This window comes from Micromonospora sp. NPDC002575 (assembly GCF_042889525.1).
Classification (GTDB): Bacteria; Actinomycetota; Actinomycetes; order Mycobacteriales; family Micromonosporaceae; genus Micromonospora; species Micromonospora carbonacea.
On sequence record NZ_JBIARA010000006.1, the window covers coordinates 237,807 to 252,148 of the forward strand.

Here is a 14,342-nt window from a genome sequence, read left to right on the forward strand (position 1 = left end):
GGGAGGCACCGACGTGACCGACGGCTGGGACTGGCGCCAGCCCGGGGGAGCTCCGACTCCGGCGGCACCGCCGGGGGCCGGTGCGCCGCCGGCCGGGCCGCCGACGGCGACCGACGGCGTCCACCGGGGATCCCCGGCCTCACCCTGGTGGTCCGACGCGCTCGCCGACCCGTGGCGCGACCCGTACGCCCCGGCGGCGGTCGTGGTGCCCGGCCCCGTCGACGCCGCCGCGGAGCCGGAGCCGGTCGTCGACCCGGACGCGCCGGGCCGACCGACGCTGCGCCAACTGCTGCTGATCCCGCTGATCACCGCGCTGCTCGCCGGGACCCTGGGCGGCGCCCTGGGGTACGCCTTCGCGGTGCGCGGCGGCGCGGCCGGCGGCCCGGTGCTCGGCGCCGGTTCCGCCGAGGCCCCGGCGTTGGCCCAGCGCAAACCGGAGTCGCTGGCCGGGGTCGCCCAGCGCGTCCTGCCCAGCGTGGTCACCGTCCGGGTGGCCGGCATGGGCGGCACGAGCGAGGGCTCCGGCTTCATCGTCAGCGCCGACGGCTACGTGATCACCAACGATCACGTGGTCGCCGGGGGCACCGGCAAGGCGTCCGTGGTGTTCAACGACGGCAGCACCGCCGCCGCCAGCGTCGTCGGCCAGGACCCGGAGTCCGACATCGCGGTGATCAAGGTGTCCTCCGCCACGGGCCTGCGGCCGGTGGAGTTCGGTGACTCCGACGCCCTCGCCGTCGGCGACCCGGTGCTGGCCATCGGCTCGCCGCTGTCGCTGGCCAACACCGTGACCGCCGGCATCGTGAGCGCCCTGGACCGGACGATGCAGGCGGGCGACCCGGGCGGGCCGACCCGCTACTACGCGGCCATCCAGACCGACGCCGCGGTCAACCACGGCAACTCCGGCGGCCCGCTGGTCGACTCGGCCGGCCGGGTGATCGGGGTGAACTCGACGATCAAGTCGCTGGTGGCCGACGGGCAGGAGGCCGGCAACATCGGGCTCGCCTTCGCCATCCCGATCAACCAGGCGAAGCGGGTCACCCAGGACATCATCGGCACCGGCAAGGCCCGCCGTACGGTGATCGGCGCCCAGGTCGGCGGCACCGGCGCGGCCAGCGGCGGCGCCGGCGGCGTACGCCTGGCATCGGTGGAGCCGTCGGGCCCGGCGGCCGGGGCCGGGCTCCGGGCGGGGGACGTGATCCTGCGGCTCGCCGGCCGCCCGATGACCGACCCGACCGACCTGATCGCCCTGGTACGCAAGTTCGCGCCGGGGTCCGTGGTGACGGTGGAGTACCGGCGCGGGTCGAGCCGGCAGAACGCCTCGGTGACGCTTGCCGCGGACGCCAAGTGAGAGCCGACCGGCCCCTCCCCGAGGAGCCGTCACCTGCGTACGCTTGGGCTGATGCCGACGAGGAGGCCCAGCAGTGTTCGAGAACCTCAACTGGTGGGAGATCGCCGCGCTGTTGCTCCTGGCGCTGCTGATCTTCGGTGACCGGCTGCCCAACGTGATCAGCGACGGGCTGCGCATGGTCCGCAACCTGCGCGCCATGGCCCGCAACGCGACCGGCGACCTGAGCCGCGAGCTGGGCACCGACATCCAGCTGGAGGACCTGCACCCGAAGGCGTTCATCCGCAAGCACCTGCTCAGCGAGGAGGACGAGCAGGCGATCCGGAAGCCGCTCCAGGGCGTCTACGACAGCCTCCGCTCGGACGTCACCGGCGTGCACGACGACCTGAAGGACGTGGCCAAGGCGGTCGACCTGAAGTCGAGCAGCACCAGTGGCGCGGTCGCGGCCACCTCCGGCGGCGCGGCCCCGGCCCCCCGCACGGCCAGCTACGACGACGCCACCTGACGCCACCCACCCCACCGCCGCCACCCACCGCCGCCACCCCACCCCCACCCCCACGCCGGCCCCGGCCCCCCGGCCCCCCGGCCCAGCTCGGTGATCAAGAGGTTTGCGTCACCGTTGAGATCAACTTTGACGTTTTTCTCTTGATCACCGACGGCAAGGGCGCCGGCGGCGACGGCAAGGGTGCCGCGGTGAGGGCGCCGCGGTGAGGGCGGGGGTGAGGCGGGCCGGCTTGGTCAGCGGCCGGCGGGCTTGAGGCCGAGGGGCTTGCCGAGCAGCGACTCCCGCCGCACCGCGAGCCGGTCGGCGACCTGACCGAGGGCCTTCGCTGCCGGCGACTCCGGCTCGGCGAGCACGATCGGGTTGCCGACGTCGCCGGCCTCCCGGACCCGGGTGTCCAGCGGGATCTGCCCGAGCAGCGGCACCTGTGCCCCGATCGTCCGGGTCAGCGACTCGGCGACGGTCGCGCCGCCGCCGGAGCCGAAGACCTCCATCCGGGAGCCGTCCGGCAGCTCCAGCCACGACATGTTCTCGATCACGCCGACCACCCGCTGGTGGGTCTGGAGCGCGATCGCGCCGGCCCGCTCGGCCACCTCGGCGGCGGCGGCCTGCGGCGTGGTGACCACCAGGATCTCGGCGTTCGGCAGCAGCTGGGCCAGCGAGATGGCCACGTCGCCGGTGCCCGGGGGCAGGTCGAGCAGGAGCACGTCCAGGTCGCCCCAGTAGACGTCGGCGAGGAACTGCTGCAACGCCCGGTGCAGCATCGGGCCGCGCCACACCACGGCCGAGTTGCCCGAGGTGAACATGCCGATCGAGATCACCTTCACGCCGTGCGCCTGCGGCGGCATGATCAGATCCTCCACCCGGGTCGGGCGGCCGTCCGCGCCGAGCATCCGGGGCACCGAGTGGCCGTAGATGTCCGCGTCGACGACGCCGACGCTCAGGCCCCGGGCGGCCAGCGCGGCGGCCAGGTTCACCGTGACGCTGGACTTGCCGACGCCGCCCTTGCCGCTGGCGACCGCGTAGACGCGGGTGCGGGAGCCGGGCTGGGCGAACGGGATCACCGGCTCCTCGGTGGCGGAGCCGCCGCGCAGCTTCGCCTGGAGGCCCTGGCGCTGCTCGGGGCTCATCACCCCGAACTCGATCTCCACCCCGGTCACGCCGGGCACCGCGGCGACGGCGGCGGTGATGTCGGCGCGCAGCTTGTCCTTCAGCGGGCAGCCGGCCACGGTGAGCAGCAGCTCGACCCGGACCACGCCGTCGTCGCCGACCCGGGCGGAGCGGACCATGCCGAGGTCGGTGATGGGCCGGCGGATCTCCGGGTCGTCGACGGTGGCCAGGGCGGCCTGGACGGCGTCCTCGACGGTGCTGACGGGTGCTGACATGCCCGCAATGCTACGTCGGGGGCGATAGGTGCCGGCCGTCGGCGGGCCCCGGTGTGAGCGAGTCGATGGCCCGCCCGGCCTGGTCGGCGCGCGCACCCGCCCTGGTCGGCGCGCGCACCCGCCCTGGCCGCCACGCCCGGCAGGCGGTCAGCGCCCGCCGGTCGACCCCTCCGGCCGGGCGCCCCGGGCGAAGTCGCCGTCCAGCTCGTCGAGGGGCTCGTCGAGGTGCGCCCCAACCCCGCGCGGCGGCGGGCGCTCCGACGACGGGCGTTCGTGCTGCCGGCGCTCCAGCTTCTGCCGGCGCTGCGCGGCCTCGTCCAGCTCCTCCGCCAGCCGGGCCAGCTCCGAACGGAGGAAGTCCCGGGTCGCCACCTCGCCCAGCGCGATCCGCAGCGCCGCGACCTCCCGGGCCAGGTACTCGGTGTCCGCCTTCTGCATCGTCGCGCGCCGCCGGTCCTCCTCCAGCGCCACCCGGTCCCGGTCGGTCTGCCGGTTCTGCGCGAGCAGGATCAGCGGCGCCGCGTAGGACGCCTGGAGGGAGAGCACCAGGGTCAGGAACGTGAAGGTGTACGGGTCGAAGCGCAGGCCCTCCGGGGCCAGGGTGTTCCAGCCGAACCAGGCCGCGATCACCACCGTCATGTAGACGATGAAGTTCGCCGTGCCCATGCCCCGGGCGATCCCCTCCGCCCAGCGGCCGAACGTTTCCTGGTCGATCCGGGGCAGCTTCACGCCCCGGGGCTCGCGCGGCTGGTCCAGCCGCTCCGCCCGCCGCTGCTCACTCATCGGCGTCGTCCAGCACCTCGTGGACCGGCGCGGGGGCGGTCGGGGCGTCCCGGTCCCGCCAGTCGCGCGGCAGCGAGTGGTCCAGCACGTCGTCGACGGTCACCGCGCCGACGAGCCGGTTGTTGCGGTCCACCACCGGCATGGCGACCAGGTCGTACGTGGCCATCCGGCGGGTGATCTCCGGCAGCGGGGCGGCCGGGCGCAGCGGGTCGATGTCGTTGACCACCACCCCGCCGAGCAGGTCGGACGGTGGCTCCCGCAGCAGCCGCTGGAAATGCACCATGCCCAGGTAGCGGCCGGTCGGGGTGGTCAGCGGCGCGCGGGTCACGAAGACCTGCGCGGCCACCGCCGGGGAGAGCTGCTCCTCCCGGATCCGGGCCAGCGCCTCGGCGACCGTGGCGTCCGGCGGCAGGATCACCGGCTCCGAGGTCATCACGCTGCCCGCCGTGCCCGACGAGTATTTCAGCAGCTGGCGGACCGGGTCGGCCTCGCCGGGCTCCATCAGGTCCAGCAGCACGTCCTGCTCGGTCGGGGGCAGCTCGTTGAGCAGGTCGGCGGCGTCGTCCGGGTCCATCTCCTCCAGCACGTCGGCGGCCCGTTCCCGGTCCAGCGCGGCGAGGATCTCCACCTGGTCGTGCTCGGGCAGCTCGCTGAGCACGTCGGCCAGCCGCTCGTCGTCCAGCGCCGCGGCCACCTCGTTGCGCCGGGTGTCCGGCAGGTCCTGTAAGGCGTTGGCCAGGTCGGCCGGGCGCATGTCCTCCAGGACGGCGAGCAGGTTCGCCGTACCCCGGTTCTCGCCGATGCCGCTGAGGCCGCGCACCCGGTCCCACTCGACCTGGTGCAGGTGGCCGCGGCGGGTGAGCCGACCGGTGTGCTCGCGGACGGCGACGCGGGTCAGCGACCACTCGCCGCCCCGGCTGCACTCCATGGCCACGTCGACCACCGACCCGGGCTGGCCGCCCGGGTCGAGCTGCACGCGCCGGTCCAGCAGCTCCTGGAGCACCAGCAGCTCGTTGGGGCGCTTTTCGAACCGGCGCAGGTTGAGCGTGCCGCTGCCGAGCACCACCGCGTCGGCGTCGATGGTGGTGATCCGGTTGATGGACAGGAAGATCCGTCGGCGCATCGGCATCTCGGCGACCAGGCCCACCACCTCGGGCGGGCGTTGGGTGGGCCGGAGCCGGGCCACCGCGTCGCGCACCCGGCCCACCTGGTCGCCGTTCGGGTCGAAGACGGCGACTCCGGCGAGTCGGGCGATGTAGACCCGGTTCGGCGTGCTCACGGGCACCAGCCTAAGCGCCTACTGTTTATCAACATGTCGACCTTGGCCTACGAGATCGTGGACGTCTTCACCGACCGCCCGTTCGCCGGCAACCCGCTTGCCGTCGTGTTCGGCGCCGAGGGGTTGGCCACCGAACAGATGCAGTCGCTGGCGTTGGAGTTCAACCTGTCCGAGACGGTGTTCGTGCTGCCGCCCACCCAGGTCGGGGCCACCTACCGGGCGCGGATCTTCACGCCAACCGACGAGCTGCCGTTCGCCGGGCACCCCAGCGTCGGCGCGGCGGTGACCGCGAGCCGCCGGGGCCTGTTCGGCGTGGGGCAGGTCACCCAGGAGTGCGGTGCCGGGGTGCTGCCGATCGAGGTCACCGCGCACGGCGCGACGCTGACCGGCGGCGTGCCGACGCTCGGCCCCGAGCTGGACCTGGAGCCGCTGCTGGAGATGGTCGGCCTCACCGCCGCCGACCACGCCGGCCCGCCGCCCCGGGTCGCCGGGTGCGGGCTGGAGTTCCCGTACCTGCCGGTGCGGCCGGACGCGGTGGCCCGCGCGCGCGTCGACCCGGCGGCGGCGGAGCGGTACGGCCTCGAACATGTGAGCGTCTTCTCCTGGGAGGCCGACTCGCAAACCGCGCACGCCCGGGTCTTCGTCCCGGGGCGCGGGGTGCCGGAGGACCCGGCGACGGGCTCGGCCGCCCTCGGGCTCGGCGTGTGGCTGGTCGCCAGCGGGCTGCTCCCCGGCGAGGGAAGCACCTCCTACACCGTCCGGCAGGGCGCCGAGCTGCGCCGGCCGTCCGTGCTGGCCTGCACGGTCACCGCCGTCGGCGGTGCGGCGGTCGGCGCGACCGTGCGCGGCGACGTGATGGCGGTGGCGCGCGGCGAGATCGTCGTGCCGCCCTTCGTCGGCTGAGGCGCAAGGAAGGGCCCCTTTTAACGCCTGCGGTAGAGGAGGGAACCCCTCTCACCGGCCACGGGCGTCGCCGTACGCTCGCGCGGGCCGGCAGGCATGCGGGAGGATGCCAGGGTGACTGACGAGGTGAACGGGCGGGCCGGCACGCCCCTGGTCGACGAGGCGGTGAAGAAGGCTGCCGTCGCCTGGGTGGGTGTCGCGGGCGGGCCGGCGCGGGCGCTGTGGTGCGTACCGTCGCCAGGGTCGCTCCTGGTCGTGAGCGGCCCCGGCGAACAGGCCGCGCCCGGGCTGGCCGAGGCGGCCGAGGCGCAGGTGACGCTGCGCGGCGACCACGGCGGCCGGATCGTCACCTGGCCGGCCCGGGTGACCCGGCTGGCCCCGGGCACCGAGGAGTGGGCGGCCCTGGCCCCGACGGTCGCCGCCAAACGGCTCAACGCTCCCGGTTCCGCCGCCGATCTGGCGCAGCGGTGGGCCACCGACGGCTGCGCCCTGGTCCGGCTCACCCCGGCCGGCGAACCCGCCGCCGGCGACCGGCTGCCGGACGCCTCGCTCGCCGAGCCGCCCCGGGCGGCCCCGGTGGTCCGGGCCACCCGCCGACCGTTCCGGCTGCACCGAGTCCGCCGCCGCTGACCGACCCTGTGCAGCTCGGGTCAGGCCGGCACGGCGACCGGGTCCACCCAACCGAGGACGTCGCTCAGCGAGCCCAGCTCCGGCCCGTCCCAGGCCGGTTCGGCGTTGAAGACCATGTGCTCGGCGAGGTCCGGTGCGGCCAGCCGCACCGCCGTCATGCCGGCCCGCCGCGCCCCGGTGAGCTCCTGGCTGCCGCCGTCGCCGACGTACAGGCAGTCGCCCGGGGACAGCCCGAGCGGGCCGCACGCCGACAGGTAGAGCGCCGGATCGGGCTTGCAGCGCCCGAGCTGCACCGAGAAGACCCGCACGTCGAGCAGCGGGGCCACGGCCAGCTGGGGCAGGAACTCCGGCAGCTCGTGGGTGCAGTCGCTGACCAGGCCGGTGCGTACGCCCGCCGCGCGCAGCGCCGTCAGCACGGGCACCGCCTCGTCGCGCAGCCGGGTGTCCGCGCGGACCGCCCGCCGCCGGGAGGCCACGGCCGCGCGCAGCGCGCTCTCCGGCGGGTGTACGCCCGCCTGCGCGCACACCCAGCGCAGGGTGGCCACGGCGTCGCCGAACCGCCCGCTGGCCCGCTGGTAGTAGCTGCGGTCGAGCACGTCGACGAGCGCGTCGACCGGGCAACCGAGCAGCTCGGCGGTGGACCGGTGGGCCGCGCCGCGTTGCACGGAACGGGTGAGCGTGCCGAAGAAGTCGAACAGCACCGCACGGAAAACGGGCATGGGGAGGTGCCTCCGGGCGTCGAGGGGGAGGGTCGCCGGCGGAATGCGATGATCGTAATCGAACGCTGACGTTCTGTGGTGACGGGTGGTCGACGGACGTGCGTGTGAAGATTGCTTCCCGTGCCCGTCCCTCACCACCACCGCCCGGTGGGCCCGCTGACCGGCGGGGTCCTGGCCCTGGCCGTCCTCGCGGTCTCGTCGTCCGCGCCGCTGGTCGCCTTCGCCGCCGCGCCCGCCCTGGCGATCGCCTTCTGGCGCAACCTGCTCGCGGTCGGTGCGCTGGGCCCGTTCGCGCTGGCCCGGCGGCGGGCAGAGTTCCGGGCGCTGACGCGGTCGGGCCCGGACCGCGACGGGGGCGGCGACGGGCCTGTGGGCCCGGGCGGCGACGGGCGCGCGCCGGCGGGCGCCGGCCGGCGCGAGGGCTGGTACTGCGTGCTGTCGGGGGTGGCGCTGGCCGCCCACTTCGCCACCTGGATGCCGAGCGTCCAGCTCACCTCGGTCGCCGCCGCCGTCGCCCTGGTCGCCACCCAGCCGGTGTGGCAGGGGCTGATCGCCCGGGGCCAGGGCCGCCGGCTACCGCCGGCCGTCTGGGCCGGCATCGCGGCGGCGGTCGGCGGTGCCGTGCTCGCCTCCGGGGCCGACTTCGCCGTCTCCGGCCGGGCGTTCGCCGGCGACCTGCTCGCGGCGACCGGCGGCCTGTTCGCGGCGGTCTACACCGCCCTCGGGGAGCGGGCGCGGGTCACCGTCAGCACGACCACCTACACCACCATTTGTTACGGGGTGTGCGCGCTGATCCTGCTGGTCGTCTGCCTGGTCGGCGGGGTGCCGCTGGGCGGCTACGACACCGGCACCTGGCTGGCGATCCTCGGCCTGGTGGCCGGGGCCCAGCTGCTCGGCCACTCGATGTTCAACTACGCGCTGCGGCGGGTCTCCGCGACCACGGTCAGCATGCTGATCCTGCTGGAGGTGCCCGGGGCTGCCCTGCTCGCGTGGGCCTGGCTCGGCCAGTTGCCCCGGGCCGGCGCGCTGCCGGGGCTCGCGCTGATCCTGGCCGGCGTCGCCGTGGTGGTGCTCGGCGGGGCCCGCGCCGGCCGTCGCGCCGTCCCGGCCCCGCTGCCGGCCGACGCCACCCCGCTGCCGGCCGACGCCACCCCGCTGCCCGGCTCTCCACCCGACCGCCCGGCATGACGCCTCCCGCCCGGCACGCGGGAGGACAAGATCGCGCTCGATCAGGGAAAGAGTGGTGTCACTCGCTGCCGAAGGCCACTCTTTCGCTGATCGAGCACGATCTTCGGCCCACATCTCCCGCAAGAACAGCCACCCATCAGGGTGCCGGCCCGCCTCGGTGATCGGCTCGCCCGGTAGCCCAGTAGCCGGGGGGTCACGGCTCGACGCCGACCGCCCTCGCGCTGGCCACCCAGAGCCGGGCGGCGAGCTGCGGGTCGGTGGCCTTGCGCAGCGGCCGGCGGGGCCGACGGTCGGCGTAGTAGCCGCCGTCGATCAGCCGGGCCGGATCCTGGTTGGCCAGCCAGACCAGGGTCTCCGCGCCCTTCTCCGGGCTGCGGAACGGCATGACCCGCATGCCGAGGGCGAGCAGCCGGCTGTCCGCGCCGAACCGGGTCCGCACCACGCCCGGGTGGAAGCAGTACGCCGGGATGTCCGGCCAGCGCCGGGCCGCCTCGGCGGTGAACAGGATGTTCGCCTGCTTGCTGGTGCCGTACGCGCGCACCGACCGGTAGCCGCGCAGGGTGGCGTTGAGGTCGTCGGGGTCGAGGACGCCGCTGCGGTGCGCGCCGGAGGCGGTCACCACCAGCCGGCCCACCCGGTCCCGCAGCAGGGTGCTGAGCAGGAACGGCGCCAGGTGGTTGGCCTGCATGGACAGCTCGAACCCGTCGACGGTGGTCACCGGGCGCAGCACGATCGCGCCGGCGTTGTTGGCCAGCACGTCGATCCGGTCGTACGCGGTACGCAGCCGCTCGGCGAGCCCCCGCACGTCGTCGAGGACCGCGAAGTCGGCCCGGAACAGCTCGGGCCGCTCGCCGCTGGCCTCCCGCACCCGCTCGCCCGCGGCCTGGAGCCGGGCCGGGTCCCGCCCGACCAGCACCACCCGGTCGCCCCGGCGGGCCAGGTCCACCGCGGCGGCGAGGCCGATGCCGGAGCTGGCGCCCGTCACCACCACGATGCGCCGCCCCGTGAGATCTTCCACAGGCCCATTCACCCCAGTCACGGCACGACGTTACCGTGGCGTCACAAGCCCCTTTGCGATCGTCAGGTAATCCGGTTGCCGTACCGGTGGCGTCGGCGTGCCAGCCGCGCCGGAAGGAGCACCCCATGACCGCCGCCGGTCGTCCCCGCCGGTCCTGCCTCGCCGTGCCGGGATCCAGCGTCAAGATGCTGGCCAAGGCCCAGGGCCTCCCCGCCGACCAGGTCTTCCTCGACCTGGAGGACGCCGTCGCCCCGCTGGCCAAGCCGGACGCGCGCAAGAACATCGTGGCCGCCCTCAACGAGGGCGACTGGGCCGGCAAGACCCGGGTGGTCCGGGTCAACGACCTGACCACCCCGTGGACGTACCGGGACGTGATCGACGTCGTGGAGGGGGCCGGCGCGCACCTGGACTGCGTCATGCTGCCCAAGGTGCAGGACGCCGCCCAGGTGCAGTGGCTGGACCTGACGCTCACCCAACTGGAGAAGACCCTCGGCCTGCCGGTCGGCCGGATCGGCATCGAGGCGCAGATCGAGAACGCGGCCGGGCTGGTCAACGTCGACGCCATCGCCGCCGCCTCGCCCCGCGTCGAGACGATCATCTTCGGCCCGGCCGACTTCATGGCCTCGATCAACATGAGGTCGCTGGTGGTCGGCGGGCTCATGCCGGACTACCCGGGCGACCCCTACCACTACATCCTGATGCGCATTCTGATGGCCGCCCGGATGCACGACCTCCAGGCCATCGACGGCCCGTTCCTGCAGATCCGGGACACCGACGCGTTCCGCGAGGTGGCGAAGCGTTCGGCCGCGCTGGGCTTCGACGGCAAGTGGGTGCTGCACCCCGGCCAGATCGAGGCCGCCAACGAGGTCTACTCGCCGGCCCAGGCCGACTACGACCACGCCGAGCTGATCCTCGACGCGTACGAGCACTACACCTCGGAGGCCGGCGGCCGGCGCGGCGCGGTGATGCTCGGCGACGAGATGATCGACGAGGCGTCCCGCAAGATGGCCCTGGTGATCGCCGCCAAGGGCCGGGCGGCCGGCATGGCCCGCACGTCGCGCTTCACTCCGCCCGCCGAGTAAGCCGCCGCGTGAGCCGAGCCGCCGCCCCGTGAGCCGTCGCCCCGTGAGCTGAGCGCCGACGGGCTGCGGTGCCGCCCCGGCCGGGGCGGCACCGGGCCGGTCAGTAGCCGTAGCCGGTCAGTAGCCGTAGCCGGTTCCGCTGCCGCTGCCGCTGCCGGAATCGCTCGTGGTGATGGCGAGGACGATCAGCGCCACGTAGAAGAGGATCGCCAGCACCAGCAGGCCGGTGAGGATCCAGCCGACGATGATGGCCGCCTTCGCCATCCCCTCCCCGCCCTCGCCCGTCTCGCGGATCTGCTTGCGGGCCACGTGCCCGAGGATCGCGCCGATCGGCGCGGTGATGCAGGAGCCGATGCCGACGAGGGCGAGCACCAGCGCCGCGATCGCCATCCCGTTGGTCCTCGGCGGCGGCGCGTACCCGTACCCCGGATAGCCCGGCGTCGGGTGACCGACCGGGGCGTAGCCGGGCACGGCGTAGGGGTCGGCGACCGGCGGGGCCTGCCCCATCTTCATCCCCGCGTACGGGTCGGCCGGCGCGTACGGGTCGCCGCCGGTCGGCTGCCCGCTCACCGGCAGGGTCGGGTCGACCGGCGGCGCGGACGGCTGGGACCAGGGGTCGCTCGGGCTGTCGGCCGGTGGGGGGTATGTCATGGGCTCTCTCCGCGTCTCGTCGAGGGTGCGCGGTCAGGGTAGCCAGGACGACCCAAAACGCAGCACCCGTCACCGGGTGCCGCGTTGCCCGGGGCAGGACGAACCGGCAGGATCGCGGCATGGCAATCGACGCGCGCGGCGCGGACCGTTCCGGCAGCCGACCACGACGGGACGTGAGCCGCCCGGGCATGCCCCGGCGCAGCCGCCCCACCGCCGGGGCCGGCCCGGCCGACGAGGACGCCCCGGCGGTGCTGCCGGAGCCCGTCACCATGCGGCTCGACGGCCGGGTCGCCCTGGTCACGGGCGCCGGCAGCCCGGACGGCATCGGGTACGCCACCGCCCGCCGGCTTTCGGATCTGGGGGCCCGGGTGGCCATCGTCTCCACCACCCGGCGCATCCACGAGCGGGCCGGCGAGCTGGGGGTGACCGGGTTCGTCGCCGACCTCACCGACGAGTCGGAGGTCGGCGCGCTCGCCGACGCCGTGGCCGAGCAGCTCGGCGACGTGGAGGTGCTGGTCAACAACGCCGGCCTGGCGAGCCGGGCCAGCCCCGAGGTGCTGCGCCCGGTGGCCCAGCTCAGCTACGACGAGTGGCGCGGCGAGATCGACAGGAACCTGACCACGGCGTTCCTGTGCAGTCGGGCGTTCATCGGTGGGATGGCCGAGCGTGGTTGGGGGCGGATCGTCAACCTCGCGGCCACGGCCGGCCCGGTGAACGCCCTGCCCACCGAGGCGGCGTACGCGGCGGCGAAGGCGGGCGTGGTGGGCCTGACCCGGGCGCTGGCCATGGAGATGATCGCCGACGGGGTGACGGTGAACTCGGTGGCCCCCGGCACCATCCACACCGCCGCCTCCACCGTGGCCGAGATCCGGCAGGGCCTCGGCACGCCGGTGGGCCGCCCGGGCACCCCGGACGAGGTCGCCGCCGCGATCGCCTTCCTCTGCTCGCCGGCCGCGTCGTACATCACGGGGCAGATGCTGGTGGTCGACGGCGGCAACAGCGTCCGGGAGGCCCAGTTCCGCTGACCGTCGCCGGGCTCCGGCGGGATCAGTGGTAGGAGCTGCCGTCCGTGGAGCCGCCCCAGAAGACCAGCCCGATCCAGCCGCAGCAGGCGATCAGGCCGATCACGGTGAAGACGTAGCCGAGGATCAGCCCCCAGGTCGCGAGCTGGTCGCCGTGCTCGCCGGTGCGCCGGATCTGCCGCTTGGCCACGTGGCCGAGCACGATGCCGGCGGGCGCGAAGGCGAACGCGAAGACCAGCGACAGCACGGCGAGGATGTTGGTGCCCCGCCCCTGCCCGGCGGGCGAGCCGTACTGGCCGGGCGGGCCGTACGGGGATGGCGGGGGCTCGTACGGCGATGGTGGTTCGTCCGGCTCGCGTGGTGGATAACTCATCCGGCGTCTCCCGCCACCCGTCGTGACCTGGCCCATTGCGGACGCTACCCGCAGCGGTGAACCTTTTCACAGCAGTTGGGGGGACTGGCCGGCTTGGCCTCGTCGGCCGGCCGGTCGATACTTACCGAGCGTTCGGTTACCCGTGGGTAACGCGCGTCGATGAGTGATCCGTGGAGGCTGAAGTGGCCAGACTCGCCCAGACGCCGGGCCTGACCGACGTGCAGCGGTCGATCCTGGAGACCGTCCGGGAGTTCGCCGACAAGGAGATCATCCCGCATGCCCAGCGGCTGGAGCGCGCCGACGAGTACCCCACCGACATCCTCGACGGCATGCGCGAGATGGGGCTGTTCGGCCTCACCATCGCGGAGGAGTACGGCGGCCTGGGCGAGTCCCTGCTGACCTACGCGCTCGTGGTCGAGGAGCTGTCCCGGGGCTGGATGTCGATCTCCGGCATCGTCAACACCCACTTCATCGTGGCGTACCTGATCTCCCAGCACGGCTCCGCCGAGCAGCGGGCCCGGCTGCTGCCGAGGATGGCGACCGGCGAGGTGCGCGGCGCGTTCTCCATGTCGGAGCCCGAGTGCGGCTCGGACGTCTCGGCGATCAGGTCCAGGGCGGTCCGCGACGGCGACACCTACGTCCTCGACGGCCAGAAGATGTGGCTGACCAACGGCGCGTACTCCTCGGTGGTGGCCACCTTGGTCAGGACCGACACCGGGGCAGACTCGGTCTACGGCAACATGAGCACCTTCCTGCTGGAGAAGGAGCCCGGCTTCGGCGAGACCGCGCCCGGCCTCACCATCCCCGGAAGGATCGACAAGATGGGCTACAAGGGCGTCGAGACCACCGAGATGGTGCTCGACGGCGTCACCGTCCCCGCCTCCGCCGTGCTCGGCGGCGAGGAGCAGGTCGGCCGGGGCTTCTACCAGATGATGGACGGCATCGAGGTCGGCCGGGTCAACGTGGCCGCCCGCGCCTGCGGCGTCGCCATCCGCGCCTTCGAGCTGGCCGTCGCGTACGCCCAGCAGCGCCGGACCTTCGGCCAGCCGCTCGCGAAGCACCAGGCGATCGCGTTCAAGCTCGCCGAGATGGGCACGAAGATCGAGGCCGCGCACGCCCTCATGGTCAACGCCGCCCGGCTCAAGGACGCCGGCCAGCGTAACGACGTCGAGGCCGGGATGGCCAAGCTGCTCGCCTCCGAGTACTGCGCCGAGGTCGTCCAGGAGGCGTTCCGCATCCACGGCGGCTACGGCTACTCCAAGGAGTACGAGATCGAGCGGCTGATGCGGGAGGCCCCGTTCCTGCTCATCGGCGAGGGCACCTCGGAGATCCAGAAGACCATCATCTCCCGCGGCCTCCTGCGCGACTACCAGCTCTGACGGTGCAAGGAAGGGTCCCCTGTTAACGCCTTCTGCATAGGAAGGGCCCCCTGCAAACCGCCGGCGCGGCGCACCGGCCGGCG

15 protein-coding genes are annotated in these 14,342 nt (G+C 74.2%); 8 read left to right on the top strand and 7 right to left on the bottom strand.

Annotation, left to right across the window (positions count from 1 at the left end):
• Positions 1–13: 13 nt before the first annotated feature.
• Entirely contained in the window at positions 14–1,348 is a 1,335-nt protein-coding gene (locus ACFYWL_RS12450; RefSeq protein WP_386971105.1) for a S1C family serine protease, read from the top strand.
• 73 nt (positions 1,349–1,421) lie between these two features.
• Complete coding sequence (locus ACFYWL_RS12455) at positions 1,422–1,850, top strand: preprotein translocase subunit TatB (protein ID WP_386971108.1); 429 nt, start codon at positions 1,422–1,424, stop codon at positions 1,848–1,850.
• Between the two features lie 233 nt (positions 1,851–2,083).
• On the opposite strand, the gene ACFYWL_RS12460 is transcribed toward ACFYWL_RS12455, so the two are convergent.
• From ACFYWL_RS12460 to ACFYWL_RS12470, 3 genes are all read right to left on the bottom strand, one after another.
• Positions 2,084–3,232 carry an Mrp/NBP35 family ATP-binding protein gene (locus tag ACFYWL_RS12460; protein WP_386971110.1) on the bottom strand — a complete coding sequence of 383 codons (1,149 nt, stop codon included), beginning with the start codon at positions 3,230–3,232 and terminating at the stop codon, positions 2,084–2,086.
• 147 nt (positions 3,233–3,379) lie between these two features.
• Positions 3,380–4,015: a DUF1003 domain-containing protein gene (locus ACFYWL_RS12465; protein ID WP_386971113.1), complete on the bottom strand. Its 636-nt coding sequence runs from the start codon at positions 4,013–4,015 to the stop codon at positions 3,380–3,382.
• The gene (locus ACFYWL_RS12470; RefSeq protein WP_386971116.1) at positions 4,008–5,294 is read right to left on the bottom strand and encodes a magnesium transporter MgtE N-terminal domain-containing protein; all 1,287 of its coding nucleotides are present in this window, start codon (positions 5,292–5,294) and stop codon (positions 4,008–4,010) included. Before ACFYWL_RS12470 ends, ACFYWL_RS12465 begins: the two co-directional genes overlap by 8 nt.
• 33 nt (positions 5,295–5,327) lie before the next feature.
• Here ACFYWL_RS12470 and ACFYWL_RS12475 point away from each other — a divergent pair, with 33 nt between their 5' ends.
• Together ACFYWL_RS12475 and ACFYWL_RS12480 are read left to right on the top strand one after the other, a co-directional pair.
• Positions 5,328–6,197 carry a PhzF family phenazine biosynthesis protein gene (locus ACFYWL_RS12475; protein ID WP_386971119.1) on the top strand — a complete coding sequence of 290 codons (870 nt, stop codon included), beginning with the start codon at positions 5,328–5,330 and terminating at the stop codon, positions 6,195–6,197.
• A gap of 96 nt (positions 6,198–6,293) precedes the next feature.
• Positions 6,294–6,827 carry a hypothetical protein gene (locus ACFYWL_RS12480; protein WP_386971121.1) on the top strand — a complete coding sequence of 178 codons (534 nt, stop codon included), beginning with the start codon at positions 6,294–6,296 and terminating at the stop codon, positions 6,825–6,827.
• A 20-nt stretch (positions 6,828–6,847) separates the two neighbouring features.
• Here the strand turns inward: ACFYWL_RS12480 and ACFYWL_RS12485 are convergent, their stop codons facing one another.
• Positions 6,848–7,546, bottom strand: a complete 699-nt coding sequence (locus ACFYWL_RS12485) for an HAD family hydrolase (RefSeq protein WP_386971124.1) — start codon at positions 7,544–7,546, stop codon at positions 6,848–6,850.
• A 120-nt stretch (positions 7,547–7,666) separates the two neighbouring features.
• Here ACFYWL_RS12485 and ACFYWL_RS12490 point away from each other — a divergent pair, with 120 nt between their 5' ends.
• The gene (locus ACFYWL_RS12490; protein WP_386971127.1) at positions 7,667–8,734 is read left to right on the top strand and encodes a DMT family transporter; all 1,068 of its coding nucleotides are present in this window, start codon (positions 7,667–7,669) and stop codon (positions 8,732–8,734) included.
• Between the two features lie 193 nt (positions 8,735–8,927).
• Here ACFYWL_RS12490 and ACFYWL_RS12495 read toward each other — a convergent pair whose 3' ends face one another.
• Positions 8,928–9,752: an SDR family NAD(P)-dependent oxidoreductase gene (locus ACFYWL_RS12495; RefSeq protein WP_386971130.1), complete on the bottom strand. Its 825-nt coding sequence runs from the start codon at positions 9,750–9,752 to the stop codon at positions 8,928–8,930.
• A gap of 125 nt (positions 9,753–9,877) precedes the next feature.
• On the opposite strand from ACFYWL_RS12495, the gene ACFYWL_RS12500 reads away from it, so the two are divergent.
• Complete coding sequence (locus tag ACFYWL_RS12500) at positions 9,878–10,834, top strand: HpcH/HpaI aldolase/citrate lyase family protein (RefSeq protein WP_386971132.1); 957 nt, start codon at positions 9,878–9,880, stop codon at positions 10,832–10,834.
• Between the two features lie 117 nt (positions 10,835–10,951).
• Here ACFYWL_RS12500 and ACFYWL_RS12505 read toward each other — a convergent pair whose 3' ends face one another.
• Positions 10,952–11,485, bottom strand: a complete 534-nt coding sequence (locus ACFYWL_RS12505) for a DUF4190 domain-containing protein (RefSeq protein WP_386971135.1) — start codon at positions 11,483–11,485, stop codon at positions 10,952–10,954.
• A gap of 188 nt (positions 11,486–11,673) precedes the next feature.
• Here ACFYWL_RS12505 and ACFYWL_RS12510 point away from each other — a divergent pair, with 188 nt between their 5' ends.
• Positions 11,674–12,510 carry an SDR family NAD(P)-dependent oxidoreductase gene (locus tag ACFYWL_RS12510; protein ID WP_386971334.1) on the top strand — a complete coding sequence of 279 codons (837 nt, stop codon included), beginning with the start codon at positions 11,674–11,676 and terminating at the stop codon, positions 12,508–12,510.
• 22 nt (positions 12,511–12,532) lie between these two features.
• Here the strand turns inward: ACFYWL_RS12510 and ACFYWL_RS12515 are convergent, their stop codons facing one another.
• Positions 12,533–12,880, bottom strand: coding sequence for a DUF4190 domain-containing protein (locus tag ACFYWL_RS12515; protein ID WP_386971137.1), 348 nt, complete (start codon positions 12,878–12,880; stop codon positions 12,533–12,535).
• 182 nt (positions 12,881–13,062) lie between these two features.
• Between ACFYWL_RS12515 and ACFYWL_RS12520 the strand changes: the two genes are divergently transcribed.
• Positions 13,063–14,259, top strand: coding sequence for an acyl-CoA dehydrogenase family protein (locus ACFYWL_RS12520; protein WP_386971140.1), 1,197 nt, complete (start codon positions 13,063–13,065; stop codon positions 14,257–14,259).
• Positions 14,260–14,342 lie beyond the last annotated feature (83 nt).

Excerpts from the sequence above, each read along its gene's own strand:
- ACFYWL_RS12465 (WP_386971113.1), bottom strand. The coding sequence starts at position 4,015 with ATGAGTGAGCAGCGGCGGGCGGAGCGGCTGGACCAGCCGCGCGAGCCC.
- ACFYWL_RS12485 (WP_386971124.1), bottom strand. The coding sequence starts at position 7,546 with ATGCCCGTTTTCCGTGCGGTGCTGTTCGACTTCTTCGGCACGCTCACC.
- ACFYWL_RS12510 (WP_386971334.1), top strand. The coding sequence starts at position 11,674 with ATGCCCCGGCGCAGCCGCCCCACCGCCGGGGCCGGCCCGGCCGACGAG.
- ACFYWL_RS12505 (WP_386971135.1), bottom strand. The coding sequence starts at position 11,485 with ATGACATACCCCCCACCGGCCGACAGCCCGAGCGACCCCTGGTCCCAG.
- ACFYWL_RS12475 (WP_386971119.1), top strand. The coding sequence starts at position 5,328 with ATGTCGACCTTGGCCTACGAGATCGTGGACGTCTTCACCGACCGCCCG.
- ACFYWL_RS12500 (WP_386971132.1), top strand. The coding sequence starts at position 9,878 with ATGACCGCCGCCGGTCGTCCCCGCCGGTCCTGCCTCGCCGTGCCGGGA.
- ACFYWL_RS12515 (WP_386971137.1), bottom strand. The coding sequence starts at position 12,880 with ATGAGTTATCCACCACGCGAGCCGGACGAACCACCATCGCCGTACGAG.
- ACFYWL_RS12460 (WP_386971110.1), bottom strand. The coding sequence starts at position 3,232 with ATGTCAGCACCCGTCAGCACCGTCGAGGACGCCGTCCAGGCCGCCCTG.
- ACFYWL_RS12480 (WP_386971121.1), top strand. The coding sequence starts at position 6,294 with ATGCGGGAGGATGCCAGGGTGACTGACGAGGTGAACGGGCGGGCCGGC.